This is a genomic window from Pelotomaculum isophthalicicum JI (assembly GCF_029478095.1).
Taxonomy (GTDB): domain Bacteria; phylum Bacillota; class Desulfotomaculia; order Desulfotomaculales; family Pelotomaculaceae; genus Pelotomaculum_D; species Pelotomaculum_D isophthalicicum.
The window spans coordinates 93,261-118,893 of record NZ_JAKOAV010000003.1 but is presented as its reverse complement, the minus strand read 5'-3'; the positions used below and the strand labels follow the sequence as shown (position 1 = coordinate 118,893).

At 43.4% G+C, this 25,633-nt stretch carries 27 protein-coding genes and 1 riboswitch; of the genes, 8 read left to right on the top strand and 19 right to left on the bottom strand.

From position 1 onward, the window contains the following. Positions 1 to 48 precede the first annotated feature (48 nt). Together yedE and L7E55_RS02935 are read left to right on the top strand one after the other, a co-directional pair. Complete coding sequence (gene yedE / locus L7E55_RS02940) at positions 49 to 1,173, top strand: YedE family putative selenium transporter (protein ID WP_277442531.1); 1,125 nt, start codon at positions 49 to 51, stop codon at positions 1,171 to 1,173. Beyond that, entirely contained in the window at positions 1,133 to 1,348 is a 216-nt protein-coding gene (locus tag L7E55_RS02935; protein WP_277442530.1) for a sulfurtransferase TusA family protein, read from the top strand. The genes yedE and L7E55_RS02935 overlap by 41 nt, the downstream gene beginning before the upstream one ends. Positions 1,349 to 1,645: 297 nt before the next feature. Here the strand turns inward: L7E55_RS02935 and L7E55_RS02930 are convergent, their stop codons facing one another. The 4 genes from L7E55_RS02930 to L7E55_RS02915 form a co-directional block, all read right to left on the bottom strand. Next, positions 1,646 to 2,104, bottom strand: a complete 459-nt coding sequence (locus tag L7E55_RS02930; protein WP_277442529.1) for a nitroreductase family protein — start codon at positions 2,102 to 2,104, stop codon at positions 1,646 to 1,648. A gap of 237 nt (positions 2,105 to 2,341) precedes the next feature. Further along, positions 2,342 to 3,835 (bottom strand): glycogen synthase GlgA, encoded by a 1,494-nt coding sequence (gene glgA / locus L7E55_RS02925; protein WP_277442528.1) that lies wholly within the window; start codon positions 3,833 to 3,835, stop codon positions 2,342 to 2,344. After that, entirely contained in the window at positions 3,828 to 4,874 is a 1,047-nt protein-coding gene (gene galT, locus L7E55_RS02920; protein ID WP_277442527.1) for a galactose-1-phosphate uridylyltransferase, read from the bottom strand. Before galT ends, glgA begins: the two co-directional genes overlap by 8 nt. Before the next feature lie 92 nt (positions 4,875 to 4,966). Further along, complete coding sequence (locus L7E55_RS02915; RefSeq protein WP_277442526.1) at positions 4,967 to 5,239, bottom strand: MTH1187 family thiamine-binding protein; 273 nt, start codon at positions 5,237 to 5,239, stop codon at positions 4,967 to 4,969. Positions 5,240 to 5,410: 171 nt separating this feature from the next. On the opposite strand from L7E55_RS02915, the gene L7E55_RS02910 reads away from it, so the two are divergent. Then, positions 5,411 to 6,070 (top strand): septum site-determining protein MinC, encoded by a 660-nt coding sequence (locus L7E55_RS02910; protein WP_277442525.1) that lies wholly within the window; start codon positions 5,411 to 5,413, stop codon positions 6,068 to 6,070. A 41-nt stretch (positions 6,071 to 6,111) separates the two neighbouring features. On the opposite strand, the gene L7E55_RS02905 is transcribed toward L7E55_RS02910, so the two are convergent. After that, positions 6,112 to 6,663: an NUDIX hydrolase gene (locus L7E55_RS02905; RefSeq protein WP_277442524.1), complete on the bottom strand. Its 552-nt coding sequence runs from the start codon at positions 6,661 to 6,663 to the stop codon at positions 6,112 to 6,114. Positions 6,664 to 6,921: 258 nt separating this feature from the next. Between L7E55_RS02905 and L7E55_RS02900 the strand changes: the two genes are divergently transcribed. From L7E55_RS02900 to L7E55_RS02885, 4 genes are all read left to right on the top strand, one after another. Further along, positions 6,922 to 7,914 (top strand): acyl-CoA dehydratase activase-related protein, encoded by a 993-nt coding sequence (locus L7E55_RS02900; protein WP_277442523.1) that lies wholly within the window; start codon positions 6,922 to 6,924, stop codon positions 7,912 to 7,914. Further along, positions 7,902 to 9,005, top strand: coding sequence for an acyl-CoA dehydratase activase-related protein (locus L7E55_RS02895; RefSeq protein ID WP_277442522.1), 1,104 nt, complete (start codon positions 7,902 to 7,904; stop codon positions 9,003 to 9,005). Before L7E55_RS02900 ends, L7E55_RS02895 begins: the two co-directional genes overlap by 13 nt. An 18-nt stretch (positions 9,006 to 9,023) precedes the next feature. Further along, entirely contained in the window at positions 9,024 to 9,986 is a 963-nt protein-coding gene (locus L7E55_RS02890; RefSeq protein ID WP_277442521.1) for an acyl-CoA dehydratase activase, read from the top strand. A 476-nt stretch (positions 9,987 to 10,462) separates the two neighbouring features. Next, on the top strand, positions 10,463 to 12,337 hold the full coding sequence (locus tag L7E55_RS02885; RefSeq protein ID WP_277442520.1) for a sensor domain-containing diguanylate cyclase/phosphohydrolase: 1,875 nt from the start codon (positions 10,463 to 10,465) through the stop codon (positions 12,335 to 12,337). Positions 12,338 to 12,359: 22 nt separating this feature from the next. Here the strand turns inward: L7E55_RS02885 and L7E55_RS02880 are convergent, their stop codons facing one another. From L7E55_RS02880 to dapB, 10 genes are all read right to left on the bottom strand, one after another. Continuing rightward, positions 12,360 to 12,944: a hypothetical protein gene (locus tag L7E55_RS02880; protein ID WP_277442519.1), complete on the bottom strand. Its 585-nt coding sequence runs from the start codon at positions 12,942 to 12,944 to the stop codon at positions 12,360 to 12,362. Between the two features lie 220 nt (positions 12,945 to 13,164). Continuing rightward, positions 13,165 to 13,635 carry a hypothetical protein gene (locus L7E55_RS02875; protein WP_277442517.1) on the bottom strand — a complete coding sequence of 157 codons (471 nt, stop codon included), beginning with the start codon at positions 13,633 to 13,635 and terminating at the stop codon, positions 13,165 to 13,167. Positions 13,636 to 13,689: 54 nt separating this feature from the next. Continuing rightward, positions 13,690 to 14,658, bottom strand: a complete 969-nt coding sequence (locus tag L7E55_RS02870) for a fimbrial biogenesis chaperone (protein WP_277442516.1) — start codon at positions 14,656 to 14,658, stop codon at positions 13,690 to 13,692. 112 nt (positions 14,659 to 14,770) lie between these two features. Then, a riboswitch (cyclic di-GMP riboswitch) is annotated at positions 14,771 to 14,864 on the bottom strand. 126 nt (positions 14,865 to 14,990) lie between these two features. Beyond that, complete coding sequence (locus tag L7E55_RS02865) at positions 14,991 to 16,649, bottom strand: ribonuclease J (protein ID WP_277442515.1); 1,659 nt, start codon at positions 16,647 to 16,649, stop codon at positions 14,991 to 14,993. Positions 16,650 to 16,886: 237 nt separating this feature from the next. Beyond that, the gene (gene dapA, locus L7E55_RS02860; RefSeq protein WP_277442514.1) at positions 16,887 to 17,771 is read right to left on the bottom strand and encodes a 4-hydroxy-tetrahydrodipicolinate synthase; all 885 of its coding nucleotides are present in this window, start codon (positions 17,769 to 17,771) and stop codon (positions 16,887 to 16,889) included. A gap of 14 nt (positions 17,772 to 17,785) precedes the next feature. Further along, on the bottom strand, positions 17,786 to 19,018 hold the full coding sequence (gene dapG / locus L7E55_RS02855) for an aspartate kinase (RefSeq protein WP_277442513.1): 1,233 nt from the start codon (positions 19,016 to 19,018) through the stop codon (positions 17,786 to 17,788). Positions 19,019 to 19,143: 125 nt separating this feature from the next. Continuing rightward, on the bottom strand, positions 19,144 to 20,163 hold the full coding sequence (locus tag L7E55_RS02850) for an aspartate-semialdehyde dehydrogenase (protein ID WP_277442510.1): 1,020 nt from the start codon (positions 20,161 to 20,163) through the stop codon (positions 19,144 to 19,146). Between the two features lie 144 nt (positions 20,164 to 20,307). Further along, positions 20,308 to 20,895: a dipicolinate synthase subunit B gene (locus L7E55_RS02845; RefSeq protein ID WP_277442509.1), complete on the bottom strand. Its 588-nt coding sequence runs from the start codon at positions 20,893 to 20,895 to the stop codon at positions 20,308 to 20,310. A 29-nt stretch (positions 20,896 to 20,924) separates the two neighbouring features. Further along, positions 20,925 to 21,818, bottom strand: a complete 894-nt coding sequence (dpsA, locus tag L7E55_RS02840) for a dipicolinate synthase subunit DpsA (protein WP_277442508.1) — start codon at positions 21,816 to 21,818, stop codon at positions 20,925 to 20,927. Positions 21,819 to 21,910: 92 nt separating this feature from the next. Then, a complete protein-coding gene (gene dapB, locus L7E55_RS02835; protein WP_277442506.1) occupies positions 21,911 to 22,711 on the bottom strand; it encodes a 4-hydroxy-tetrahydrodipicolinate reductase in 801 nt (266 codons plus the stop codon). Between the two features lie 218 nt (positions 22,712 to 22,929). On the opposite strand from dapB, the gene L7E55_RS02830 reads away from it, so the two are divergent. Beyond that, positions 22,930 to 23,340 (top strand): Hsp20/alpha crystallin family protein, encoded by a 411-nt coding sequence (locus L7E55_RS02830; RefSeq protein WP_277442504.1) that lies wholly within the window; start codon positions 22,930 to 22,932, stop codon positions 23,338 to 23,340. 42 nt (positions 23,341 to 23,382) lie between these two features. Here L7E55_RS02830 and L7E55_RS02825 read toward each other — a convergent pair whose 3' ends face one another. The 4 genes from L7E55_RS02825 to L7E55_RS02810 form a co-directional block, all read right to left on the bottom strand. After that, positions 23,383 to 23,598 carry a hypothetical protein gene (locus L7E55_RS02825; RefSeq protein ID WP_277442503.1) on the bottom strand — a complete coding sequence of 72 codons (216 nt, stop codon included), beginning with the start codon at positions 23,596 to 23,598 and terminating at the stop codon, positions 23,383 to 23,385. A 27-nt stretch (positions 23,599 to 23,625) separates the two neighbouring features. After that, positions 23,626 to 24,627 (bottom strand): SDH family Clp fold serine proteinase, encoded by a 1,002-nt coding sequence (locus L7E55_RS02820; RefSeq protein WP_277442502.1) that lies wholly within the window; start codon positions 24,625 to 24,627, stop codon positions 23,626 to 23,628. Between the two features lie 292 nt (positions 24,628 to 24,919). Further along, complete coding sequence (locus tag L7E55_RS02815; RefSeq protein WP_277442501.1) at positions 24,920 to 25,183, bottom strand: YlmC/YmxH family sporulation protein; 264 nt, start codon at positions 25,181 to 25,183, stop codon at positions 24,920 to 24,922. Between the two features lie 45 nt (positions 25,184 to 25,228). Continuing rightward, positions 25,229 to 25,564, bottom strand: coding sequence for a hypothetical protein (locus tag L7E55_RS02810; RefSeq protein ID WP_277442500.1), 336 nt, complete (start codon positions 25,562 to 25,564; stop codon positions 25,229 to 25,231). Between the last annotated feature and the right edge of the window lie 69 nt (positions 25,565 to 25,633).

Below are 25,633 nucleotides of genomic sequence, written 5' to 3'. Positions count from 1 at the left end.
TTAATTAAAGTAATTTTAATTTACTATGAAAGAAAGGAGTTTTATTGGTTGAATAATAAAGTTTCTATAATTATTACCGGTGCAATCGTCGGGGCGCTAGCTATATTGCTGGTTAAGTTGGGAAATCCTCAAAATATGGGTATATGTATAGCATGTTTCTTGCGCGATATCACTGGCGCTCTTGGATTACAACAGGTTAACACAGTTCAATACATTCGGCCTGAAATTTTAGGCTTGGTTATAGGCGCCTTCGCAACGTCCGTTATTTCAAAAGATTTTCGTGTTTGGGGCGGCTCAAGCACGTTTACCAGGTTTATCTTAGGTTTCTTTGTCATGTTTGGTATGCTCGTTTTTTTAGGATGTCCATTGAGAATGATTCTAAGAATGTCGGCTGGTGACTTAAACGCCCTGGTGGGTTTACTTGGTCTGGTTGCTGGGGTGTCTTTGGGTACAGTTTTTCTAAGAAAAGGTTTTACACTTGGCCAGGCAGTTATTCAGAATAAGTCAAATGGTTATATGTTTCCCGCAGTTATTTTAATTTTGCTTATTCTATTGCTGGCAGCGCCTGCGTTTATCTATTTTAGTCAACAAGGGCCGGGCTCAATGCACGCACCCTTGGCTATATCACTCGGCGCTGGGATCATTATCGGTGTGCTTGCCCAGCGCACCAGGCTATGTTTAATTGGCGGAATCAGGGATTTGATATTGTTCAAGGAACTTTATATGCTCTATGGTTTTATAGCAATCTTTGTTGTAGCCCTAGTCGGCAACATCTTAATGGGAAATTTTCATTTAGGTCTTGCAGGTCAGCCAATAGCTCATAATGATGGCTTATGGAACTTTCTTGGTATGGCTTTGGGTGGTTTTGGCTGTGTCCTATTGGGAGGCTGTCCGCTTCGTCAGCTAATCGCAGCATCGGAGGGTAACACTGACTCTGCCGTAACGATCACCGGGTTGCTATTAGGTGCCGCATTCGCTCACAACTTTGGCTTAGCCGCCGGTACCAAAGGAGTTCCTGTACCTGGACAGGTTGCAGTTGTAATAGGTCTTATTGTGGTTGGAGCAATTGCTTTCTTTAATGTTTATTTTAATATTAAAACACAAAAATCATCCCGACGGGAGGTGCCTTTTAATGACGGAAATAAAGGATGCGAGGGGTCTAGCTTGTCCTGAGCCCGTATTAATGGTAAAAAATGAAATTGATAAGCTGGGCGGCAGAGGAACAATCAAGGTATTAGTGAATACAGTTGCCGCTAAAGAAAATATCTCAAGATTGGCAAAAAATCAACAATGGTCTATAACTATTATAGAAGAAGGGGAAGATTGGTTGATAACACTAAGCAAATAGGAAATGTTCATTAACCTCCGGGCGTGTAACAGGTTGTTGCTATGTATTCCTCCGGGAAAACCCAAATTTATGGATAGCTTAACTAAAAGTGAGCGCAGTAAATAAGTCATCGGTAAGGCCTTACTGAAAGCATGGATTAAAGTCGGTTGCATTAAGCAAAGCTCCTAATATGCAACCACCTTTTTATAATTCACTTGTTATTTTTGTTTTTTCTTCAACTTCTAATTCAATATTTTTATTAGCCTATTAGATACTCCTACAGAGTGCCATCGATTTTAAGTTTAATCGTTAAGCATATCAAAAATTACTGTTCCACTTTTCCCGGAAAACAATTTCATTGATTTTTTTCCTTGGGCGGGGGCTCGACTCCTGATCAGGGTAGCCAAGGGGGGTCATGGCGACTACCCGCCAGCCAACCGGTATTGCCAAAGCAGACTTTACAATGTTTTCATCAAACACACCAATCCAGCATGTTCCCAACCCCTCGGCAGAAGCGGCGAGAACCAAGTGCTCCATGGCAATGCCAGAGTCCACTAAATAGTAATAACGATCTCCCATTACACCCGATGACTGCGGATCAGCGCAGAGAACTATTGCCACTGGAGCTGTGGCAATAGCTTTTTTCCCCGGGTTGGCGTCTGGTATCGCTGTCAATATTCCGTTTTTACTTTCTTCACTGCATACTACGATAAAACGCCAGCACTGAAGATTCTTCCACGAAGGAGCCAAGCGGGCCGCCTCCAAAACACGCTTCACCAAACCTTCACCGACCGCATCGGGCTTATATAACTGCGAATACTCCTTCTCGCTTTTATCAATTCGTAAATATCCATTTGGAACCTCCCATAAAAATAAGCATCATTATAAAATAAATTCAGGATATCACTTTAGTTAGGCAATATCCTGAATATGATATTATCTTACATTTATTATCAATAATTGTCCACTATCATTTCTGCCTTTTTCAGCCAATTATTAAGAACAAACTCACCTTCAAGCGATTCTTTGGATGGCAAGATGCTTGCTCATCGCTTCCTGGAATAAATGAATATACTCAACCCCAGATCTTGCCCAGGAAAAATCCAGTTCCATCGCGTTTATTACCAGCCTTTGCCAATCATCTGAGTGTTCCCGGTATAGTTTAAGCGCCCTGTTTAGTGCATCCAAAAGCATCATACCCGAATACTCGGTAAAGCCAAAACCATTGCCCGAACCGTTAGCAGGGTTATAATCACTCACCGTGTCGGCTAGACCGCCTGTAAAACGTACAATGGGAATCGTTCCATACCTGAGGCTGATCAACTGTCCAAGACCACACGGTTCAAATCGCGAAGGCATCAGGAACATATCCGCCCCGGCATAAATACGCTGAGCCAATATAGCGTTGAACCCGATAGATAAACCCATCTTTTCCGGGTAGCGGGATTTAATTGTTTCAAACAATTTTTCATAATAAGGTTCGCCGCTGCCCAATACTACAAACTGGATATCATCAATCATTACCTTGTCGATTATTTCTGCTATTAAATCTAATCCCTTTTGATCCACCAGGCGGGAAATCAGCCCGATAACCGGAACATCCCTGACAGGAAGGCCCAGTTCCCTTTGCATGGCAAACTTGTTTTCTTTTTTATTCGCTATACTGTACTGGTCGTAATTGCGGTGAATCCGCGGATCTGTCCGCGGGTTAAATTCATGGTAATTAATGCCGTTAACAATACCATAAAGGTCCGCGGAACGTTTCCGCAGCAGGCCATCCATACGCTCGCCAAACTCAGGACGCTGAATCTCCGCCGCGTAAGTCCGGCTGACGGTATTAATCACATCTGAGTACACAATTCCCGCTTTCATAAAACTGACCGTACCGTAAAACTCCAGCCGTTCCGGGTGAAAATACTCCTCGCCCAATCCCAGGATTTGCAGCGCATCTTTTGAGAAATTGCCCTGGTACTGCAGATTATGGATTGTAAATACTGTAGCTATACGGTTGTAAAACGTGTTACGCAGATAATGTGTTTTTAAAAACAAGGGGATTGGCCCGCTCTGCCAGTCATTGCAGTGAATAACATCAGGCTGCCATTCCAGTTTCGGCAGCATCTCCAGCAAAGCCCTGCAGAAAAAGGCGAACCGCTCCGCTTCATCATCAAACATATACATGCGATCACGGTAGAAGTAATGATAATTATCCACCATATATACTGGTATTGTCTTGCGTTCACCTTGATAATGCGCTTCAATAGAACTTTCCCTGATAATAGCGGTTTCATAACGATTTTTGAAAGGAACCGGGAAGTCCATTTTATAGGTGTCCCCTTCTATTTGCCGGTAGCGCGGCATAGCTACCCGGACATCGTTGCCCAAGTTATCGTTGCCCACTGTGGCCAGAGCCTTTGGCAGAGAACCGGCGACATCAGCCAGCCCGCCTGTTTTCGCAAAAGGAACAACTTCGGAAGAAACAAGCAGAATTTTCAGAGGACGGTCAAACATAATGATACACCTCCTGGTTAGACCTTTCATGCAGGGGATAGAACTCCTCCGTATCCCTGAGGGCCTGCGCGGCCATTTCCGGTGGAGTGGGGTTAATAAAATATCCCGTTCCCAGTTCGAAACCGGCCATTATAGTAAGGCGCGGCATTATCTCTAAATGCCAGTGGTAATACCCTTCCTCACGAATGTTCACCGGAGAAGTGTGAAGAACCATGTTATACGGGATATTTTTTATCATTACGGAAATTTTGCGCAAAGTCGTCCTTAAAATACCGGCCAGGTCCCTTACCATCTCTTCACGAATTTGCCCAAAATCGTATTGGTGTTCCTTGGGTATTATCCATGTTTCGAAAGGAAAACGGGAGGCAAAGGGATTAAAACTTAAAAAATTTTCACTTTCAACAACAACTCTGTACTGTTCAGCTATTTCCTGACTGACTATGTCACAATAAATGCATGATCCGTGCCGTGAAGCATATTCCCTTGCCCCTTCCAGTTCCTGACCGACTTCGACAGGCACTAACGGCGTGGCAATAAGTTGGGAATGGGTGTGTTCCAGAGAGGCTCCCGCCACCGGACCGGTATTCTTAAAGATCTGGATATACTTTAGCCTGGAGTCTTTCCTTAAATCCAGGGAGCGTTCCCTCCATACCCAGATTACTTCTTCCACCTGTTTCTCTGTCTGGGTATCAAGACCTGGCTCATGCCTGTAAGATTCCACAATAAGCTCATGAGCGCCGATACCATTCATGGCCATGTATATCCCATGCTGACTCAAAGAGGATTCTTCTTCAATCCTTAAAGCGGGATACTTATTAGGAACCACTCTAACCCACCAGCCAGGCGTGTCATTTTGGCTGCCCGGTTCACGGTAGGCCATAATTTCTGGTGGAGTGAGCTTTTCTTTCCCTACACATAAAGGACATTCCTGCGTTTTTTTTTCTTCCAGTATGTCCTTGTAGTCATTCGGCCGTTTCCCGCGCTCGGTGGAAATAATAACCCAACGGTCGACGATGGGATCTTTCCTCCATTCAGACATTTTTCTACCCCCTGATTTGTACTGTGTATTTTTTGCGTGATAAAAATCAGTATTATTATTTATGCCACCATAGCGGAAAACTATCAAAGAATTTATAACAGGTGAGACTCAGTTTTATCATGCCTGTCGTCAATCGTTACCGTTGTAACGACTCTTTCCACACCGTTCCTAAAAGGTTCCTGATGCATTTTCTGAACTAAATCCATTACTTTGTCCAATTCACCTTCCAGAATAGTTGACATAGAATTGACCTGGCTTTTAACGCCGTTTTCCTTTCTTGCCAGTTCGCAACAGTCCGCTATATAACTAGAAATACTTGGAGTTGGTGTTCCCATGGGAACAATACTGACTTCAACAATAGCCATTTTTTCACCTCCTAACGATGAACAGAATAACTTTATTTGAGGGTACCGCAAATAAAGCATTTTTATTCACGTTGGTCTTAATATGTTGATTATTTTCATAACAAGGAGGAAATTAGACAATTGAATCGAAATACTATATTGTGGTGAAAATTATGGAAGAAGGGGTCGATTATGAATCAAGATACGGTCAAAATCAAGGGAACCAGGAACGGTCTTGTGATCGTCCTTGATTCAAGCTGTGATTTCGAAGATATTAAGGAGAACCTCCTGCGCAAAATGGAGTCCGCCAGAGGGTTTTTTAAAGGAGCGAAATTCTCGCTATTCCAAGGTCATAAGGATATCCCGGTCAGCCAAAAAAACGAGTTGGAAAGCATTTGCAAACAATTTGGATTAGTGCCTAACACAGAAGAATACATGGGGGTAAGATCTGACTTAGCGCCAGTCCCGCAGGCATTTACCAACTCAAGATCCGGTGAAGCAGCCCTTTTAGTGAGTCGCTCCCTGCGCTCCGGACAAAAAATATCATCGCCTGAACATGTTGTCGTATTAGGGGACGTTCACCCTGGCGCTGAAATAGTATCAGGTGGAAATATATTAGTTATGGGCAACTGTCAGGGTGTAATTCACGCCGGAGCGGGTGGGGACCGCAAGGCCAAGGTAATCGCCCGGCAACTCGCCCCGACTGTAATCAGTATTGCCGACCGTAGATACTCACCCAATCAAAACGGAAAATTACCACCTGGGCGACAGCTGGCAAGGCTTGAAGGAAAAGAAATTATTTTTGAGTTGTATCTGAAATCAGAGAGTCAATCCTCTATTACGGTAAATTAGTGATTATATAATATGAAAATATTAAAAAAGCTGACAGGAGATTAATTCCCGTCAGCTTTTTTGATACTGCGTGCAACAGCCAATATACCCGCAATAGATTTTGCGTCACAAATTTCCCCCTCCCAGACCAACTCGATGGCGCGTTCAAAGGGCATAATCACCAAATCAATATCTTCGTCATCGTCCGGCTTCTGCCCTACATAGGTAAGTCCGGTGGCTAGAAAAAGATGCAACATTTCATTGGTAAAGCCCGGTGTGCTGAAAAAGCTAATCAGTCTATGTAAACTAGCTGCCTCATACCCGGTTTCCTCCAGTAATTCACGTCCGGCACAGTCCGTCATGCTCTCACCCGGCTCTAATTTACCCGCGGGTATTTCCAATAATGATTTTCCAACAGCATGACGGTACTGTCTCACCAGGAGTATCTCTCCTTTTTCATTTACAGGTACAATCGCAACTGCTCCGGAATGCTCAACAACTTCACGAATCGCGGTTCGCCCCCCGGGCAAAGAAATCGTATCGACCCTTAAATTTACATTATTTCCCTCATATATTCGCTTTGTTAAAAGGATTTCCTCGACCTTACCGGCCAATTTCACCACACCTTTCCAACTAATGTAATTAAGCGGGTTAGCATAATTATATTAATATTTCACTGTATTTTTTCAATATCCTGCAATTATCTCCATATCACGCACGTTGTAACGGGGCGCACAGCTTTTTAATATCGATTCTTGAAGGAATTTTTAATCGGGCATAGAATTCTTTTATCATATTTACTGGTATAACATGCCTGTTAGTTCATATAGTTATACAGAATTTGCCTTAACCAAAAGGGAGGAAATCTTGTCTTGGCTGTTAAAGTCGGCATACCCAACGCTTTATTATATTATATCTATTACCCGTTGTGGCAAGCCTTCTTTAACGAGATCGGCGTTCAGGTAGTTACCTCTGGAAAGACGACTAAAGAAATACTGAATAATGGTGTTCGTGAGGCGCTTGCAGACGCTTGCGTACCGGTAAAGCTTTTTTTCGGCCACGTCATGGGGCTTAAAGATCGCGTTGACTACCTCTTCATACCTAGAGTAGTATGCATCAACCGCAAAACAATTTATTGTCCAAAATTCCTTGGCTTGCCAGACATGATCAAGCATTCAGTAACCGGCTTGCCACCGGTCATTGATGTTCGCATGGACACACGCCAGGGACGTTTTGCCATGCTCAAGGCTTACATGGAAATTGGCGACATATTCGGCGCCAGCAAGTATTTATCCTCTCATGCTTACAGAAAAGCATGCGGCACCTTGAAAAGATATAACAAGCTATTACGACAAGGCTGGCATCCACATGAAGCAATGAACTTATTGCATAAGCCGGGTTCTTTGCCAAAACCTCCTGCCACAAGTCTGAAGTTTGCGGTTATTGGTTATCCTTACAACATTTATGACAGTTTTATCAGCGTAAATCTTTTGGATAAACTCCGGCGTTTGGGAGTAGGTACGATCACCGCTGAGAACATTTCCCCGTTATCATTGGCCTGTCAGAAAAATTGCGGCTTACCGAAACGGCTTTTCTGGACTTTTAGCGACCGGGCCTTAAAAGCCGCCCATTTCTTATTTAAACGGGGACACATAGACGGTTTGCTGCACCTCACCGCCTTCGGGTGCGGGCCGGACTCACTGTTAAACAAGTTTATTGAACTGGAAGCGAAGAAGCATCGGAACATACCTTTTATGACTTTGATGATCGACGAACATACTGGCGAAGCCGGTATGTCTACGCGTCTTGAAGCCTTTGTCGATATGGTGAAGCGTCGGAAGGAGGCGTTGGCATGCCTAAAATAACTTTCCCGCGCATGGGAGAATCCTACCGCACTTTTAAAATGTTTTTAGAGGATTTGGGAAACGAGGTGGTAGTTCCTCCCCGTCCCAGTAAACGCACTCTGGACCTGGGAATAAGGTATGCTCCCGAATTTGCCTGTTTTCCGCTAAAAATCCTGATGGGCACCTACCTGGAAACTATAGAGATGGGAATCGACACTATTGTCACCACGGGCGGCGTCGGTCCATGCCGCGCCGGGGAATACGCCATGCTGCACCATAAAATACTCAATGATTTAGGGCACAAAATTAAAATGATCGTTATTGAACCGCCCCGCCTGCATCCCTTTAAGTTTTATAAAAGTGTTCGTGCGCTGAACAAGGCAAGAGTCTCCATAAGAGGTATTATCGCCCATGTAAAGCGGGCATGGCGTAAGCTTCAAGCCCTGGATAACCTTGAAAAACTGAGCCACATCGTGCGGCCAAGGGAAATCAGCCGCGGCAACACTACCAGAGTCTACCGGAAAGTCCTGGACTGGATTGATCAGGCCTATACCACTGAACAAATTATTGAGGCCGAATCCACCGCGATAGAAGCGCTTAACAGCATTCCTCAAGATCCCAACCGTAATGTTTTAAAAGTTGGCATCATCGGGGAAATCTACGTCCTTTTAGAACCGGCCAGCAACCTGGAAATCGAAGAGACTCTCGGAAACCTGGGAGTTGAAGTAGAAAGGTCGATGTTCCTGACAGGCTGGACCAGGGATAACTCCTGGAACGAAACAACAGAGGGCATTACAGTTAAAGAAGCCGCTTCTCCTTACCTCCCTGAACTAATTGGCGGACATGGCCGGGATTCTATCGGCAACACCGTGCTTTACGCCAAGCGCGGCTTCGATGGGATGATCCAGCTCGCGCCATTTACCTGTATTCCGGAAATAGTAGCACGTACTATCCTGCCAAAGGTGAGTAAAGATTATAACATCCCGGTGCTTACTTTCTTCCTTGACGAACAGACTGGAAAAGCCGGCATGACTACCCGGCTTGAAGCGTTTGTTGATTTACTCAGAAGAAAAAAACAATTCCGGAGCGAAGTTCAGTCTCTTACATGTTGATTGACGGAAAGGATTGTTATGAAGGCATACTTGGGTATTGATGTCGGTTCAGTCAGTATAAATATTGTCATTCTTGACGAGGCTGGAACAGTAATTACCGGTCTTTATCTGCGCACCCAGGGCAGACCCATTGAAGTAATCCAGGAAGGGCTGAAACAAACTGCCGGTTTTCTTCCTGCGGATTTAGAAATCGCGGGTGTCGGCACAACAGGGAGCGGCCGTTATCTGGCCGGGGTGATGGTCGGGGCGGATGTAATAAAAAACGAAATAACCGCGCACGCTGTAGCGGCATCCATGCTCATTCCCGAAGTTCAAACCGTCCTTGAGATCGGCGGCCAAGATTCAAAGATCATCATTTTAAGAGATGGAATCGTGACTGACTTCGCTATGAATACGGTATGCGCAGCCGGCACTGGTTCGTTTTTGGATCAGCAGGCTTCCCGGCTGAATATCCCGATTGACCAGTTCGGAGGTCTGGCGCTTCGTTCCGAAACCCCTGTCCGTATAGCCGGGCGGTGTACAGTTTTTGCCGAATCGGACATGATTCACAAACAGCAAATGGGACATAAGATAGAGGATATCATCAAGGGCTTGTGCCAGGCCCTGGTCCGGAATTATCTCAATAACGTCGGCAAAGGCAAGGAAATATTGCCGCCCGTAATGTTTCAGGGCGGGGTCGCCGCCAATGTAGGGATCAGAGCCGCCTTTGAAGAAGCGCTGGGCATACCCATACAAATACCAGAGCATTTTGGGGTAATGGGGGCGATCGGTGCCGCCCAACTAGCCAGGGAAGAAGTTGCCATGACCGGTAAAACTCGCTTTAAGGGATTTAAAACAATGGGTCTCCCATACCGGACCGGCAATTTCGATTGTAATGGTTGCCCAAACGTTTGTGAAATAGTGGAGATTTATGAAGAAGAAAAAGTTATCGGACGTTGGGGTTCACGGTGCAACAAGTGGGATGTAGTTGAAAACAGCTAAGCTCAGCTTATTTTACAGTCCGTTATCTGTTAACCAATAATATTTATTAACATCTGATAAACACCGGATGCTTAACAAGGCAAATGGTGTTTTTTTGAATTATTGTCGTTTATATGATAATAACTTGTAAATACATATTATTACACTTCTTCTAATTTAATTTATATTATATCTCCCGATATTGGCACCCTGGCATAAAAAGGATTCTAAGTATTTATGTCGAAAATATGACAAATATACCTCAATAAAATAAGTATAAAAACTATTGCTTCCATTAAACAATTAACGGAGTGATTAAACTATTGTTTAAAAACAACAATTATTTATCCAAAGCATTTTATTATCTTATTGGTTTTACGATATGTTACTTAATTAGCATTTTGCTGGAACGGTTCTTTATAGATGTTTTTTTTCCTGATACAGATAAATGCGATAGTCAACTTCTATGCAATACAATGGTGTTGATATTTGGATTTTTGTTTATTTTCCTTATTTGGCGGCTTTATCGTTTACAGTTGCTGGAATTGACGGGAATCCAGGAGAAATTAAATAAATCTGAGGAAAGATACCGTACGCTGGTGGAAAACATCAATGATGCCATTTTTACTTTAGATCTATATAATTTTATAACATACGTGAGCCCGGTTATAGAAAAATTATCCGCTTTTAAACCAGACGAATTTAAAGGCAAATCTATCACTAACTTTGTGCATTCTGACGATTCTAATGGTCTATTGGCCATGTTAGAAAAAGCAAAAACAGAAGAAGTACTGTATGAATGCCGGCTCATCAATAAATCCGGAGCATATCGCCACTTTCGCATCTCCTGCGGCCCGCTCTTTGAAAGCGAAAAACTTGCCGGCTTGACCGGCGTACTTAATGACATCACAGCACGCAAACAGGCTGAAGAGGCTTTAAAAGACAGCGAGGAAAGATTTCGCACACTGGTCGATGACGTGCTCGACAGTTCTGCTGTGGGCATAATGATTCTAGACTGGGATTTTAAAGTTGTCTGGTTGAACAGGGCTCTTGAGAGCTTTTTTTTGTTGCACAGAGAAGAAATTCTTGGGATCAGCGCGCGAAATCTGATCGATGAAAGAATAAAATACTTCTTTGCCCAGCCTGAAACATTCGCCCAAAAGCTGCTGGCCACTTATGAAGATAATACATATGTGGAAAGCTTTGAATGTCACGTTTCACCTTCTGAGCAGCACCAGGAACGTTGGCTAGAACATTATAGCCAGCCTATCTATTCAGGGTTATACGCAGGCGGGCGGATTGAACATTACTATGATATAACCGAACGCAAGCAGGTTGAAAAGCAATACAAATATTTGAGTTTGCACGACTCCCTCACCGGACTTTATAACCGTGCATTCTTCAATGAAGAAATGCACCGTATGGAGGGCGGCAGCTATTTACCGTTGGGAATTATTGTTTGTGATGTGGATGGGTTAAAACTAGTTAACGACACCATGGGACACGAAGCAGGCAACAAACTGCTTCAAGCAGCGGCAAATTTGCTCAGCAACTGTTTTCGCAAGAGTGATATTGTAGCCCGTATTGGTGGAGATGAATTTGTAATTATACTCCCAAGTACCGATAATTCCACAGTTGAAAACGCATGTCAACGGCTAAAAAATGCCATTAAAAAATACAATAAGAGCCAGCCGGAAATCTCTTTAAGCTTATCAACCGGATTTGCAGTTAGCAACGACATCACAAAAAGCTCAACCGACCTATTTAAAGAGGCGGACCTCAATATGTACAGGGAAAAACTAAGTCACGCCCAGAGTACCCGCAGCATCATTGTAAACACCTTAAAGAAGGTTCTGGAGGCCAGAGATTTTATAACCGAGGGGCACGCTGAACGAATGCAGGAAATGGTTGTGCAGCTTGCTATTGCTTGTGGTATCCCCGATCATATGCTAAACGACTTGCGTCTTTTTACCCTATTCCACGACCTTGGCAAAATCGGCATACCTGACCGGATTCTATTTAAGCCAGGTCCCCTTAATGATGATGAATTTCTCCAAATCAAACAGCACTGTGAAATCGGTTGCCGAATCGCCAACACTGTGCCCGATCTTAAATCTATCGCCGATTGGATTCTCAAACACCACGAATGGTTTAACGGTAAAGGTTATCCGTTGGGTTTGGCAGGTGAAGAAATTCCCTTGGAGTGCCGCATCCTGGCAATTGTCGATGCTTATGACGCTATGACGAGCGACCGTCCTTACCGAAAAGCTACAACTGTTAGTGAAGCAGTGGTTGAATTAAAAAAATGTTCCGGTGAACAATTCGACCCACAGCTTGTCCAGAAATTTTTGTCAACACTCCCTCATCAATAAAAATTATTCACAGCTTAACATATCAATTATAAACATGTTCGCTTACACTTGTAGAATCATTTTCATTGTCAATCTTATGAACATCTTCGCTTACACCGGCAGGAATATCTTTGTTCACACTTTTATTTGCATCCGCGTACACACAGGCAATTATATTCACTTCACAACTATACAAGCCAGGCTTAGCGGAAGGTGGAACATTCAAGCGAAAAGCTATTTCTTTTTGATCGCCACTCGCTTTTGCCATAGCCGGCGTTGTCAATACAGGAATCAGCGCATCTGATGCAGGAAGCCACCGTGACTCCGACTTTTCCTTGAACTCCAGCACAGTTGGCAGAAGCTCCTTTAAACCATCTGCTTTTAAAACTGTTGCTTGAATATATAGCTGATATAGGTCATTACCCTTAACCATGACAGTAACATTTTTTTCTTCGCTAATTTTGCCAACATTAACCGTTGGAAATGACAATGAATTAGCATCTATTATGACATCAAGCTGTTTCTGTATATTGGCCTTAGTTTCCAGGTTGGCGCCGTTTGCAGAGCAAATTATTAAACAAAGCGACCCCAGAAGTAAACAAAGGAGTTTTACCGTCCATTTACCCAACGCATCTTCCCCCTTAGTCCAACCACTACTTGCAGCCAGCAAAGCGGCAAGTAGTATAGTGTCTGGGACTAAAGTCCCAGACACTATACATACGCTATCCCACTTATTTCTAGATTTGTTTTCGTCTTGTGATCATGTTAAAATAAACTTAAGCATTGTCAAGACAAAATCCGTTTTGGGTGGCAGCCTTTTTTGGATTATTTGTTTTATGGCAATGCTTTTATTGTGGGACAGCGGAAATTGTAACTGTGGCAGTGTAACTGCCGTCACTTGCGTTACCCGGGAAATTAACCCGAATGTCGAAGTTCTTCGCATCCCCACCTACGACTGCTGTACCGGCGGAAGCCAACATGTTTGTAGCAGTACCTGAAGCATTTGCGTAATTACCTGCTAACAATTGATCCCTGTACTGCAGCACACTAGCCGGTTGTGTTACTCCTCCAGACGCGATGAATGATGTGCTTGAAAGCTGGAGTTGGTAGGCACCGGTTCCACTGGTGGTGGCTGTCAATGTCTCAGGGGTAGTAGCAGTACCTTGCTGTACGTTGTTAAAGGTCAAAGAAGCTGGATTAAGCGCCAGGGTCAATGAGTTTTGAACATTGGCGGTTATAGCCAAGGTGGCTGCATTCACTATGCCCGCGGCAACCATCAGTATTCCTAGCATCAAAAGAATAGCTACGGTTTTTTTCACCTAATTCACCTCCTTTCATGTTGTACCCGGACCGTTGGTGTCATTTAATTATGATTATGCTCCGGGATTATTGTCCTGCAGTCCTCCTTTTTCCGCCAACCGTTTGTGAAGCTTGCGAATATATAGAATGACGGCAAGAATAATGGCCGCAATAATCGTCACCGTACCAGCCATTGTAAGCAGAGGTCCGGTTAAGAATGATAGCTTTCGTTCATAAAAGTTCTCACTATTATAGGTCAACAACATGTTTCCTTGGAAATAACCGATGAATGGCGCTTCGTCCCAAGGAATTTCAATCTTTTTCTCTTTACCGGGCAAAACGTTAAACAATGGTACATTGAGTTGAGTCCTCTGGTTTCTCAGAACGTCATAAATTTCAATATTACCCCGTACTTCCAGGTGCACATCACCTGTGTTTGTTACAGCCACAATAAAAACAGGCTTGCCAGTGTTCCAGAAACCTGTATCCGCTTTAATAACGCGCCAGTCTCGCTTTAGGTTTAAACTTCCAGCGGCATCGGTTACTTTCACGTAAACAAGCGAGCGGATTTCTGATGCCACAGTAATAGCCGCGGACAACTTCCCTTCTTGTTCCGGGAGCATAGGTATGAATTTGCTGTTAAAATAAGTTACATGCTCACCCGCTTCAGCATTTAAAGGAACATCAAATCTTACACGGATTTTACCTTGTTCCCCATTATCCAGTTTTTCCGGAGCGCTGACGACAGTAGCCCAGGTCATGGGCGACCAGCTGGAATCAATGTCCTCGACCTTATTCCACTGGTTGTTTTCCTCGCGAAAATCCTGTAAATATGCTTCAATTCTAACAATTTCACCTGTCCGGTTCTGCACGTTAAATTCTTGTTCGAAGCTTTCCCCTGGTTTAACGGTTTTGTCGACGATCGACGGCCCGAGACTTACACCATTAAGTTCAACTGCATTGGCAGTGTCATATGCTCCTATAAGTAAACCAATCCCTAATAGTAATATAAATATGCCTTTGACCGGTTTTATTCTAACCATATGTCACACCTCAGTTATTCAAAACAACTATATTGTAAACAATTTGTCGCAATATGTAATAATAAAGCCAAGCCCAAGTTAAATACTTAGGCTTGGCGATAATAATATAACCTAAGGCAGCCCGGCTACCGTAAGGCAAATCAATAACCCTTTAGGTCCGTAGCTTTGCGCCCTATGCCTTTCGGCATAGATTGCTTTGTTGTTATTATATAAGTTATTAATTACCTGTGCAATATATTTTTTCACTACATTTACTTAAATATCCGTAATAAGAACGGAAAAGCCGCATAATAGCGGCTTAATTCACTTAGGATTATTTCCAGTTTCTTTCGTCACACTTCCATGATGATGGGTAAAATCATTGGCCTTCTCCTAGTTTTTTCATAAAGAAATTTTCCTAAAACTTCCCTTACTTGCGATTTAATTGCCGACCATTCCGATACACCACGTTCCGTGCATATATCTAACGCATTCCTAACCTTTATCCTGGCTTCTTCCAGCAATTCTTCCGATTCCCGGACGTAAACAAAACCTCGTGATACTATATCAGGACCGGCTACAATCAAACCTGCTTCTCGATTTATTGTAACAACCACGATCAGAATTCCATCCTGGGATAGCTGCTTGCGATCTCTGAGAACGATATTGCCAACATCCCCGACACCTAAACCATCAACAAGCACTTTTCCAGCCGTTACCTTGCCGTTGATTCGCCCGGCGCGGCGGGTGAATTCCAATACCTGGCCATTTTCCGCCACAAAAACATTCCCCGGCAAAACCCCAACTTCTTTGGCCAGTTCAGCGTGCTTAATGAGCATTCTGTATTCCCCGTGCACAGGTACAAAAAACTTGGGGCGAACCAGGTTAATCATCATTTTGAGGTCTTCCTGGCACGGATGTCCTGATACGTGAATACTTGAAGCCGATTCGTAAATAACATACGCTCCTTGTTTGAAAAGCTGGTCTATAATCCGGGCAACCACCTTTTCGTTTCCGGGGATAGGAGTGGCCGAAATAATAACCGTGTCGCCCGGTACAATATCTACCTGTTTATGATCTGACAAGGCTATTCTCGTCAAAGCCGACATCGGTTCTCCCTGACTGCCTGTTGTTAAAATTACCACCTTATGTCTCGGCAGACGGTTTGCCTCATCTAACTCGACCATCGTGTTCTCGGGAATATGAAGATATCCGAGTTCGTAAGCCACACTGACCACATTAACCATGCTACGTCCCACTACGGCAACCTTGCGGTTCTGCCTGTGAGCTACCTGGATGGCTTGCTGGAGCCTGTGCACATTTGACGCAAATGTGGCGATAATAATCCGCTCAGTAGCCTGGCGAAAGGTTTCATCAAAAGTATTTCCCACCATTCGCTCAGAAAGGGTGTATCCTGGTATTTCAGCGTTGGTGCTATCCGACAGCAAAACCAATACACCTTTGTCACCCAACTGAGCCAGCCGGTGAAAATCAGTAACCTGGCCGTCGACCGGGGTCTGGTCAAATTTAAAGTCACCAGTGTAAATAATCACTCCCACCGGTGTATGCACGGCTATTGCCACAGCATCCGGTATACTGTGCGATACTTTGATGAATTCCACCCTGAATGGCCCGATTTGAACAATGTCCCTTGGCTTAACCGAATTAAGAGCGGCATCAACATTCCGCTCCTTAAGCTTACCTTGCAGCAAGCCTAAGGTAAGCCTCGTGCCGTACACAGGAACATTTAACTGCCGCAAGACATAAGGCAGGGCTCCTATATGATCCTCATGGCCATGGGTAAGCACTATCCCGCGGACAAGCTCCCTATTATCCAACAGATAGGTAATGTCCGGAATAACAATATCTATTCCCAACATTTCTTCTTCCGGGAACATTAAACCGCAGTCAATTACTAAAATATTCTCCCCAAATCTCACCGCCATCATATTTTTGCCGATTTCCCCTAATCCTCCGAGAGGAATCAGGGACAATTTGGGATCTCGCGCCAAATCCGCACCTCCTTAACCATCTAAAAAAACAATTATATATCGTACTGCAACCGGTGAGATAAACTAGGAGAAGGTGGGAAGTATTTTATTGACTGATAGTTCTAGGAAAGCCTTGCTTTACATTCAGGTAATATTATACTTCATTTTTTTACCTGCAACAAGCCAGCGCTCAATGGCTTGGACAAATATATTATGGAACCTGTCCACAAGTTCTAATGGTATATATTTATCAACTTCCTATAATAATTTCATGTTTACCAATAAGGAGCAAATATTTTCTTTTTCCGCCGCAGTAACTTGCACTAAAGGAAGGCGCAGACCGCCTACCTGCCAGCCTTTGATGCTTAAAGCAGTTTTCACTGGTGCCGGATTAGTAGTAATAAACATTCCTTTAAAAACAGGGAAAAGTTCCAAGTGAATTTTTGTAGCCAGGGTAGTATTGCCGGAAGTATACGCGTTAATCATCTCTTTAATGCGCATACCTGTTAAGTGAGAAGCCACACTTATTACCCCCTTGCCGCCCAACGCTAGAACAGGCAAGGTCAATGAGTCGTCACCACTGTAAATAGCAAAGTGGTCAGGTAAAGAACGTCTTAATTCACTAACCTGATCCAAACTGCCGCTTGCTTCCTTGATTGCGACAATATTAGTGATCTCAGCAAGCCTTGCCACTGTCTCAGGCAACATGTTTACTGAGGTCCTACCCGGTATATTATACAGAATAATCGGCAGTTCCGTACTCTCTGCTATGGCTTTGAAATGCTGAAAAAGCCCCTCCTGTGACGGCTTGTTGTAATAAGGAGCTACCAGCATAACACCATCAACTCCGGCTTTTTGCGCGGCTTGGGTTAAGACTATGCTGCTGGCAGTGGAGTTACTGCCGGTACCGGCGATTACAGCAGCTTTACCACCAACCTCTTCAACAATCGCTTCGAAAAGCCCGACCTTCTCATCTGTACTAAGAGTCGGCGATTCACCGGTCGTACCTGCAACCACCAATCCGTCCGACCCGGTCTGAACCAGGTAAGAAGCTAATTTTTTGGCCTGGCTTAAATTAATTGTAAGATCTTTATTAAAGGGTGTAACCATAGCTGTAATCATTCGACCAAAATCATTTGTCAAATCTTTCACCTTCTTTATAAATATTCACCCGGTCTGAATTGCCGGTGCAATATTTGGATACATTTTTCCATTTCAACCCGCTTCACCAGTATCCAAATTGTTGTATAAGAATCGGCAGACTGCAAGATCTGTATTTTTTCGTTAGACAGCGCCTCAACAATTTTAGCCATAACACCGGGAACACCAGTCATTCCTGCTCCCACAACCGCCACTTTAGCGCAATCAGGCAGCACCTCGGGGTAAATATTTATTTCTTCCAGGACACGAACTGCTTTGGCTACAACCGAATTTTTTACAGTAAAAAGAATTGATTCCGAAAGTATGTTGATTAGATCTAAACTAATTCCGGCATGCGCCAAAGCATTAAATATTTTTTTCTGAAATTCAGGGACATCAGAACAATTTTTAATTATAATTTTCATCCTGCTGACGTCAGAGATATTTGTAATTCCAGTTATTGTACGGTCCCTGGTAATATCTATAGAACCCTTATATACTTCTCCATACGAAGTAACTAGAGTACCTGGCGCGTCGTTAAAAGTGCATTTAATCCTCAAAGGAATATTTTTTTGCATGGTAATTTCCACAGCCCGGGGGTGAATCACTTTGGCTCCTTCCTGGGCGAGTTGGCAGATCTCATTATATGTCACAGTCTCAAGAGGTCTCGCGTCAGATACAATTCTCGGGTCTGCTGTCATTATACCTTCAACGTCAGTAAAAATATCAACGCTGGTTGCCTCAAGCGCAACACCAAGGGCTGCCGCAGTGGTATCACTGCCGCCCCTGCCAAGTGTGGTGACTTCCCCCTCATTGGTAATACCCTGAAATCCGGCAACTATAACAATTTTCCCCTCCAAGGCATGTCGCACTATGCATTGCGGGTCAACCTTGATGATTCTTGCCTCGGTATAATTATTGTCTGTAATTATGCCGGCCTGCGCTCCGGTTAGGAAAATGGCCGGGTAGCCTAATTTTTGTATAGTGGCTGTCAACACCACACCGGAAATGATTTCCCCACAGGACATCAGGAGATCGGATTCACGGGGCGACAGTTCCTTATTACCGCTGCTGGCATATGAAAGGAGTGTATCAGTCGCATAGGGCTCACCCTGGCGTCCGATAGCAGATACTACAACTACCGGAAAGTAACCTGCCTGACTGGCTTCGACTACCTTGGCGGCGACCTTTAAACGCATGTCTTCATCAACAAGGGAAGTGCCGCCGAACTTCTGAACAATAAAATCCATATATACTCCTTTCGGTAGCCACTCTTTTCAGTAGTCAGTAGTCAGTAGTCAGAATTCAGAATGAACATAAGAGTCCGGTTCTCTTATTCTGACTACTGACTCCTGAATTCTGACTCCTGATATTATTATTTTTTCTTTAAACAATCATACTTAATTAAGAGTTCAGCAATTTGAATTGCGTTAGTTGCCGCGCCTTTTCGCAGTTGGTCGGCTGCAACCCAAATATTCAGGCCATTGGGAATGGAATTATCTTCACGAATACGGCCTACGAAAACCTCGTCTTGATCAGACGAAAACAAAGGCATCGGATATTTTTTCGCCGCCGGGTCATCAACAACAACAATGCCGGGAGATTTTTCGAACACTTGTCTCGCTTCTAAAGCGGTAATTTTCCTCTCGGTTTCGATATTTATTGACTCAGAGTGACTGCGGTATACCGGTACTCTTACGGTAGTAGCCGTAATTGCTATCGAATCGTCATGCAATATTTTTTGATTTTCTTTCACCATCTTCCATTCTTCTTTTGTATAATCCAGATCCATAAAAACATCGATATGTGGAATTAAATTAAACGCTATCTGGTAAGGAAATACTTCCGGAGTAATTTTACCCTGTTCCAGCACTGCTTTAGTCTGAACAGTCAATTCTTCAATAGCTTCCGCTCCCGCACCTGATACCGCTTGATAAGTCGACACCACTATCCTCTTTATTTTCGCCGCGTCATGGATTGGCTTCAATGCCACTACCGCGATAATAGTCGAACAGTTGGGATTGGCAATGATCCCTTTATGCCATTTAACATCTTCGGGGTTGACTTCAGGAACCACTAGGGGAACCTCGGGATCCATCCTAAAATTGCTGCTGTTGTCAATTATCACTGCTCCCCGCTCAACGGCTGCCGGTCCAAATTCCTTGCTTGCCGCCCCTCCGGCAAAAAAAACAATATCAGCGCCGTTAAACGAATCCGGAGTTGTTTCTTCCACACTATAGTACTTTCCCCGATAAGCTATTTCTTTACCTGCAGACCGGGAAGTGGCGCAAAGTTTTAAATCCCCCACAGGAAAATTCCGCTCATCAAGAACTTTTAAAATCTCATGTCCCACTGCACCGCTGGCGCCAACTAACACTACTTTGAATTCCGACAAAGAAAAACCCCCTTAATAAAATGTTTTATTTAAAAAGTATCACTTCTAATTGCCTAGTCTCAACTGGTATTTTTTCGGGCAAGATTGCACAGGGTTTACAGGAGTTTTACTTTGCAATTTTTAGGGTTATTTTAATAATATATGTTAATTATGTACCACTAGCAGTGGTTGATACTGTTTACCCTTTAATGCATCTTGTATTGTATCTACTATCAAATCCCACTTCGCCATTAATGAGTTTGGCTTTCCAGTCGGATTGTCTTGTCCGAAAGGCACCAGAAAAATATTTTTCATGTTAAGCAATAAACCAATGTTTTTTGCGTTCATGCTCAAACCATCGTTGGTTGAAACAGCCAGCACAACCGGGCGCTGGTTTCTTAATTGGGCTTTTACGGCCATCAGCACAGGGCTGTCGGTAATACCGTTGGCTAGTTTTGCCAGTGTGTTCCCCGTACATGGCGCTACTACTATTATATCATGAAGTTTCTGCGGACCGATGGGTTCGGCGCCCACAATAGTTGAAATTATATCCCGGCCGGTAATATCACTGATCATGTTCTTCCATTTTTGGCTGGTACCAAATCTAGTGTCGGTGGCAAAGACCGCGTCGCTCATTACCGGATATACTTCAGCACCTTCATTAACTAAATTGCGCACTTGCGGTATTACGTCGTCAAGACAACAATGAGAGCCAGTCAAGGCAAAGCCAATCTTGACTCCATGCAAACGCATCTCAAGCACCTCCGTTATCTAAAAACCAGTTAATTGCCTGCGGCTTCCTCTGCAAGATATCTTGTAATCGCCTCAGCCAAAATCCTTCCGGCTGTTTTTGGCGCAACCCTGCCCGGCAGACTAGGCGCAAGAACAGCTTTTATTCCTAAACGCTCTGCCGCGTGAAAGTCAGTTCCACCCGGCGCTGTGGCCAAGTCAATAATCACCGTACCGGATGTTATGCCTGTTAATATATCTTCCGTCAAAACCGGCGCGGGTACCGTGTTAAAAATCATATCGGCTTCGCCCAAACAGCTTTTCATTTCCGCAAAAGGAACAGGTCTAAGATTCATCTCAACGATCCGAGCCAAGTCCGCATTCTTTCTGGCAACGACTCCTGTTTGTGCTCCCATCGCACTTAATAAACGGGCTAGTGTCCGGCCGGTCCGGCCGAATCCGATAACGAAAGCTGAACTACCGTGAATAGTAATCGGCAACATTTCCATCGCCATCTGTACAACGCCTTCCGACGAAGGAATGGAATTTAATATCGCCACTTCGTCTAAATTCATCAGTTCGACGAGACGAAGTCCTAAACTGGTAGTCATCTGCTTGAGCAGCGCACCGGCTAGTCCGGTAAAAACAAGAGTATCAGCGGGTAAAGTCGCCATTATTTCTTCCTTTAGGGTTAGGGTCTGTTCGGATAACACACAATGCAAAAACCCTTTATCGTCAATACCAAGAATGGGTAGAACAACAGCTTTGACACCATTCATACACTGCACTAAACTACTTGAAAGAACAACACCGCTGGTACCGGTTTTTACTGGCAAGCCCATGACATTCACCCGGATGCCTGATGCAAGCAACTCCTCGATCATATCCAGGTACCTGGCATCGCCTCCGATAACAGCAACCGTAATCCCATCAAGATTTGGCCGCATAACCGTTGAGAACCCCCTAACATCGTTGGCTGCGTTTACCCACATTATATGAGCTATTAGAAATGAAGGTGCTTGTCATTATTTAGTTACGATTAATCAAAAAGCAGCTTGTCTAAACCATAAACCACCCTTTCAAGATGTACTACTTTACGTATTCCTAAAAGTACTCCGGGCATGAATGATTCCCGGGTAGTGGAATCATGCCTGATTGTTAAAGTCTGCCCCAGACCGCCAAAAATAACCTCCTGATGGGCTACCAGCCCCGGTAGGCGGACACTGTGTATACGTATTCCACCTGTCAGTTTGCCCCCGCGCACCCCGGTTATATTTTCAAATTCATTAACCGACCCCTGCTCGAAATCCCCGCGCTGTTCAATGATCGTCTCGGCTGTTTTTATTGATGTGCCGGATGGGGCGTCAACTTTTTGATCGTGGTGCAACTCAATTATCTCCACATGAGGGAAATGCCGCACAGCTTCAGAGGCAAATTTCATCATTAGAATTGCCCCAATGGCAAAGTTGGGCGCTATCAATCCACCTACACCCAGAGATTGTGAAACATCTATAATTTCCTGAATTTTCTCTTGACTCAATCCACTTGTCCCGACAACCGGACGCACACCGTGATTTAGACAGGTCATTATATTCCGGTACACAGCTTGAGGGATAGTAAAGTCTATCAATACATCAGGACGTGTACGTAATATGAGCTCTTCCAGGTCTTTTTCTATCAGAACTCCTATCTCCCCGGCTTCAATCAATGAACCGACATCTACTCCTTCTCCTTTACTGTCGGTTGCGCCGATAAGTTCCATATCATCAGCATTCCAGACCGTTTTTGTGACCTCCCGGCCCATCCTGCCATAAGCACCAGCAATAGCTACCCTAATCAAAACCACACCTCCTTTTAAAATGGCCGCTAACTTTTTAAAGTTTATTGTCTTATATATAATTAAATATGTCAATAATAATTAAAGTAACAAAATAATGCTTGAATGTAAAGTGAACTCTGTACACGCTTGGGCTTCTTTCAACCTAACGGTAGGTTCCGCTTTGGTATATTTATTTTTTAATACAGTCATAATACTATCGATAAGAAGGGTGTGATAGAATGAACAAGGACCCGTCAATTCAAGAAGAACAAAATAGTTACCCTTTGATGAGCGGGTGGCCTTTCTCTACATCAGCGATGCCCAACCCCTGGTTGCAATATGTCACTGGAACAATAATACCCAAAGTCGACATTATTGAAAATGATTCATCCATTATTTATATTTATGACCTCGCGGGTGCAGATAGCAGTAAGCTTAATCTTGAGGTGTCCGAATTTGAAGTTGTCATTACAGCCCCCGTGGTTCCTTCTCAACAACCAAATATCCAGTATATATACCAGGAAAGACCAAAAGGTCGATATGAAAGAATTTTATTACCCCCCAAAAATGTTAATATAGAAGGAATAAAAGCAGATTTTAAAGATGGAATACTAGAGGTTAAATTCCCGAAGCTTTCTAAAAGATCCTGATATGAAAAAAGACAAGGTCATGACCTTGTCTTTTTCTTTATATTATACAATAGTATCGTTTTCAGGAACCATGTCCACCGTTTTGGGCATATTTTCTGGAATCACAAGTCTTGTCGCGGTACTCTCCGAAAGATCCGAATAAGTAAATTCAGCCAACGGATACCCCGAGCCCCTTGTTAATAAATAATATTTTGTTTCATTCGTTTTATAGTTAAAATTAATTTTTTCATTCGTTATTTTTGTAAGTTCATCTTTCACAATACTTCCCTCCTAATTTAGTTCATACTATGACATGGTTTTCCAGCCCTGCTTCAATATATTCACATTCACCTTGCCGGGCTCAGGAAAATCACGCCGCTCAACAACCCCTGAGAAAACGAAACCATCCGAACCATACATTGACTCTACAATACCACTGGTAACTTCAAAATCCATTCTATTACCGCTAAGATTTTCAGCAGGGTTAAAAGGTTCCGATAGAGCCAATTCTTCAGCATAGTCCTGGAACAGCATCCATAATACGGACTCCAGATTACTGTCAGGTATAGTAACATTAAGGGTAATTTCTTCAGATGCTTCCCGTCTGGAGATCATATGATTATGAGCATATAGTTTTTCTGTAAGGTTGTCTACTATATGCTCACTTCTACCTTCCCTTAACGGCTGCTGATGCATTGCCAGCAGTTTTTTTGCCAAAGATCTGATCAACAAATAATTCCGGTGAACATTCCCAAGGGCTAGCGGGTGGATCCGCTCCACAAGAAGAGTAAATGCCTTTACCTGCTGATCATTGCTGCAAACACCAGCCTTTTCCCCAGCTAAGGCTAAATAAGAATAAACGTCCTCAATATTTACCGGAATTCTAGCAGCGGGATTGTTGGGATCTTGAGGGTTAAAAGCATTTACAACACTTGGATCTATCGGACCAAGCTCACCCATTTTACCCATTACAATTTCGTCCGCTCCCAGACACAATAAAGTTCCGGCACTGTAACAACGGAAAGGAACGATAATATTAAAACGACTCGTATATTCCCGGATTAGATGAACCAAACGCCATGGCGTCAGTACGTCACCTCCCCTTGTGTATAGAAACAAATCTATTTTGCTTCCTGTTCTCTGATCGTTTTTATTAAGCATTTCCAAATGTCTGTAAAAAACTTCAGTTACATCCGGCGCAATTCTTGTATTAATATTTTCCCGGTCGCCGGTAATATAACAGATAACGGCGGAACCTCTCAATTCGGCAATATTTCTAATTAACTCAATTCTTTGTTGACGCGCCATATAAACCTCCTGTCATCCGTGGTTATGCTAAATCTAGTATGTCAAAAGCAAGCGGTAAAGATGACATATAAGATAAAATATTTGGTCACTTATTTTCAAGTATTCAGAATTCGGGAGCCAGAATTCTGAACCTTTCGAGAGATAAAAACACTCTCATTCAGACTCCTGACGGATATAGTTACCAGGCGGAAGGTTAAAGTTAATCTAGCTTAGTTTCGTATCAATATAAAACAGGAGGGGGTGGAGTATCCCCTCCTGTTTTATATTGTTCTTAATTATACTATTCTTAATACTAATAGCGCTGAAAAGCCGGATTGGTTTGATCAAGTTCCACGATGATAACTTCAGCACCGATTTTTCTCACAGCCTCCCATGGTATAATCAGCTTTTGCTTGTCAATCCAAAGATTAATAATGTTATTTTTCTTTGGTAGAATTATCGAACGAATCTCTCCGGATTCAACATCAATATCCATATCAGATTCTTCCACCACACCCAATCGTGCGCCGTTATAGATATTCACTATTTCTTTACCGACTAGATCGCCCAGCCTCATTTTAGCCACCTCTTGCATATTAAACTTTAAATTTAAACTTAACTATTACATTTTGCGCCAAGCCCGCAGTACCTTCTGAAAATAAGGTTGAGCTAAAGCCATAATAATTGAAATAGTAGCCAGCGGTTCCAGACTAAATTGTCCCAGATGGAATCGCACCGGTAATTGCAATTCAACAAAAGTACATATTAGTACAAGAGAAAGATAGATACCACCAGCTACTCCAACAAGATTGGTTAAGGCTTGTGAAAGAGGACTGGATTTACTTTCGCCAATTGCCCCCCAGTCTTTTTCCCTGTATCTGTGCTGTTTAACTCTTTCGCGAACGGAAAAAACTATCAGCAACAATACAACCGTCCCGAATAATAATCCGTTTAGCATTGTCCCACCCCCGTATTAATTTATTGGGGACATGCCGGGAATATGATAAAAAAATCAGGTAGTCAGAAT

Coding starts and splice junctions, on each gene's coding strand:
- L7E55_RS02870 (WP_277442516.1), bottom strand. CDS start 14,658: ATGGTTAGAATAAAACCGGTCAAAGGCATATTTATATTACTATTAGGG.
- glgA (WP_277442528.1), bottom strand. CDS start 3,835: ATGTTTGACCGTCCTCTGAAAATTCTGCTTGTTTCTTCCGAAGTTGTT.
- L7E55_RS02820 (WP_277442502.1), bottom strand. CDS start 24,627: ATGGCGCGTCAACAAAGAATTGAGTTAATTAGAAATATTGCCGAATTG.
- L7E55_RS02815 (WP_277442501.1), bottom strand. CDS start 25,183: ATGAGGCTGGGCGATCTAGTCGGTAAAGAAATAGTGAATATCTATAAC.
- L7E55_RS02890 (WP_277442521.1), top strand. CDS start 9,024: ATGAAGGCATACTTGGGTATTGATGTCGGTTCAGTCAGTATAAATATT.
- galT (WP_277442527.1), bottom strand. CDS start 4,874: ATGTCTGAATGGAGGAAAGATCCCATCGTCGACCGTTGGGTTATTATT.
- L7E55_RS02935 (WP_277442530.1), top strand. CDS start 1,133: ATGACGGAAATAAAGGATGCGAGGGGTCTAGCTTGTCCTGAGCCCGTA.
- L7E55_RS02830 (WP_277442504.1), top strand. CDS start 22,930: ATGAACAAGGACCCGTCAATTCAAGAAGAACAAAATAGTTACCCTTTG.
- L7E55_RS02810 (WP_277442500.1), bottom strand. CDS start 25,564: ATGCTAAACGGATTATTATTCGGGACGGTTGTATTGTTGCTGATAGTT.
- dapG (WP_277442513.1), bottom strand. CDS start 19,018: ATGGATTTTATTGTTCAGAAGTTCGGCGGCACTTCCCTTGTTGATGAA.
- dpsA (WP_277442508.1), bottom strand. CDS start 21,818: ATGCGGCCAAATCTTGATGGGATTACGGTTGCTGTTATCGGAGGCGAT.
- L7E55_RS02895 (WP_277442522.1), top strand. CDS start 7,902: ATGCCTAAAATAACTTTCCCGCGCATGGGAGAATCCTACCGCACTTTT.
- L7E55_RS02845 (WP_277442509.1), bottom strand. CDS start 20,895: ATGCGTTTGCATGGAGTCAAGATTGGCTTTGCCTTGACTGGCTCTCAT.
- L7E55_RS02910 (WP_277442525.1), top strand. CDS start 5,411: ATGAATCAAGATACGGTCAAAATCAAGGGAACCAGGAACGGTCTTGTG.
- L7E55_RS02915 (WP_277442526.1), bottom strand. CDS start 5,239: ATGGCTATTGTTGAAGTCAGTATTGTTCCCATGGGAACACCAACTCCA.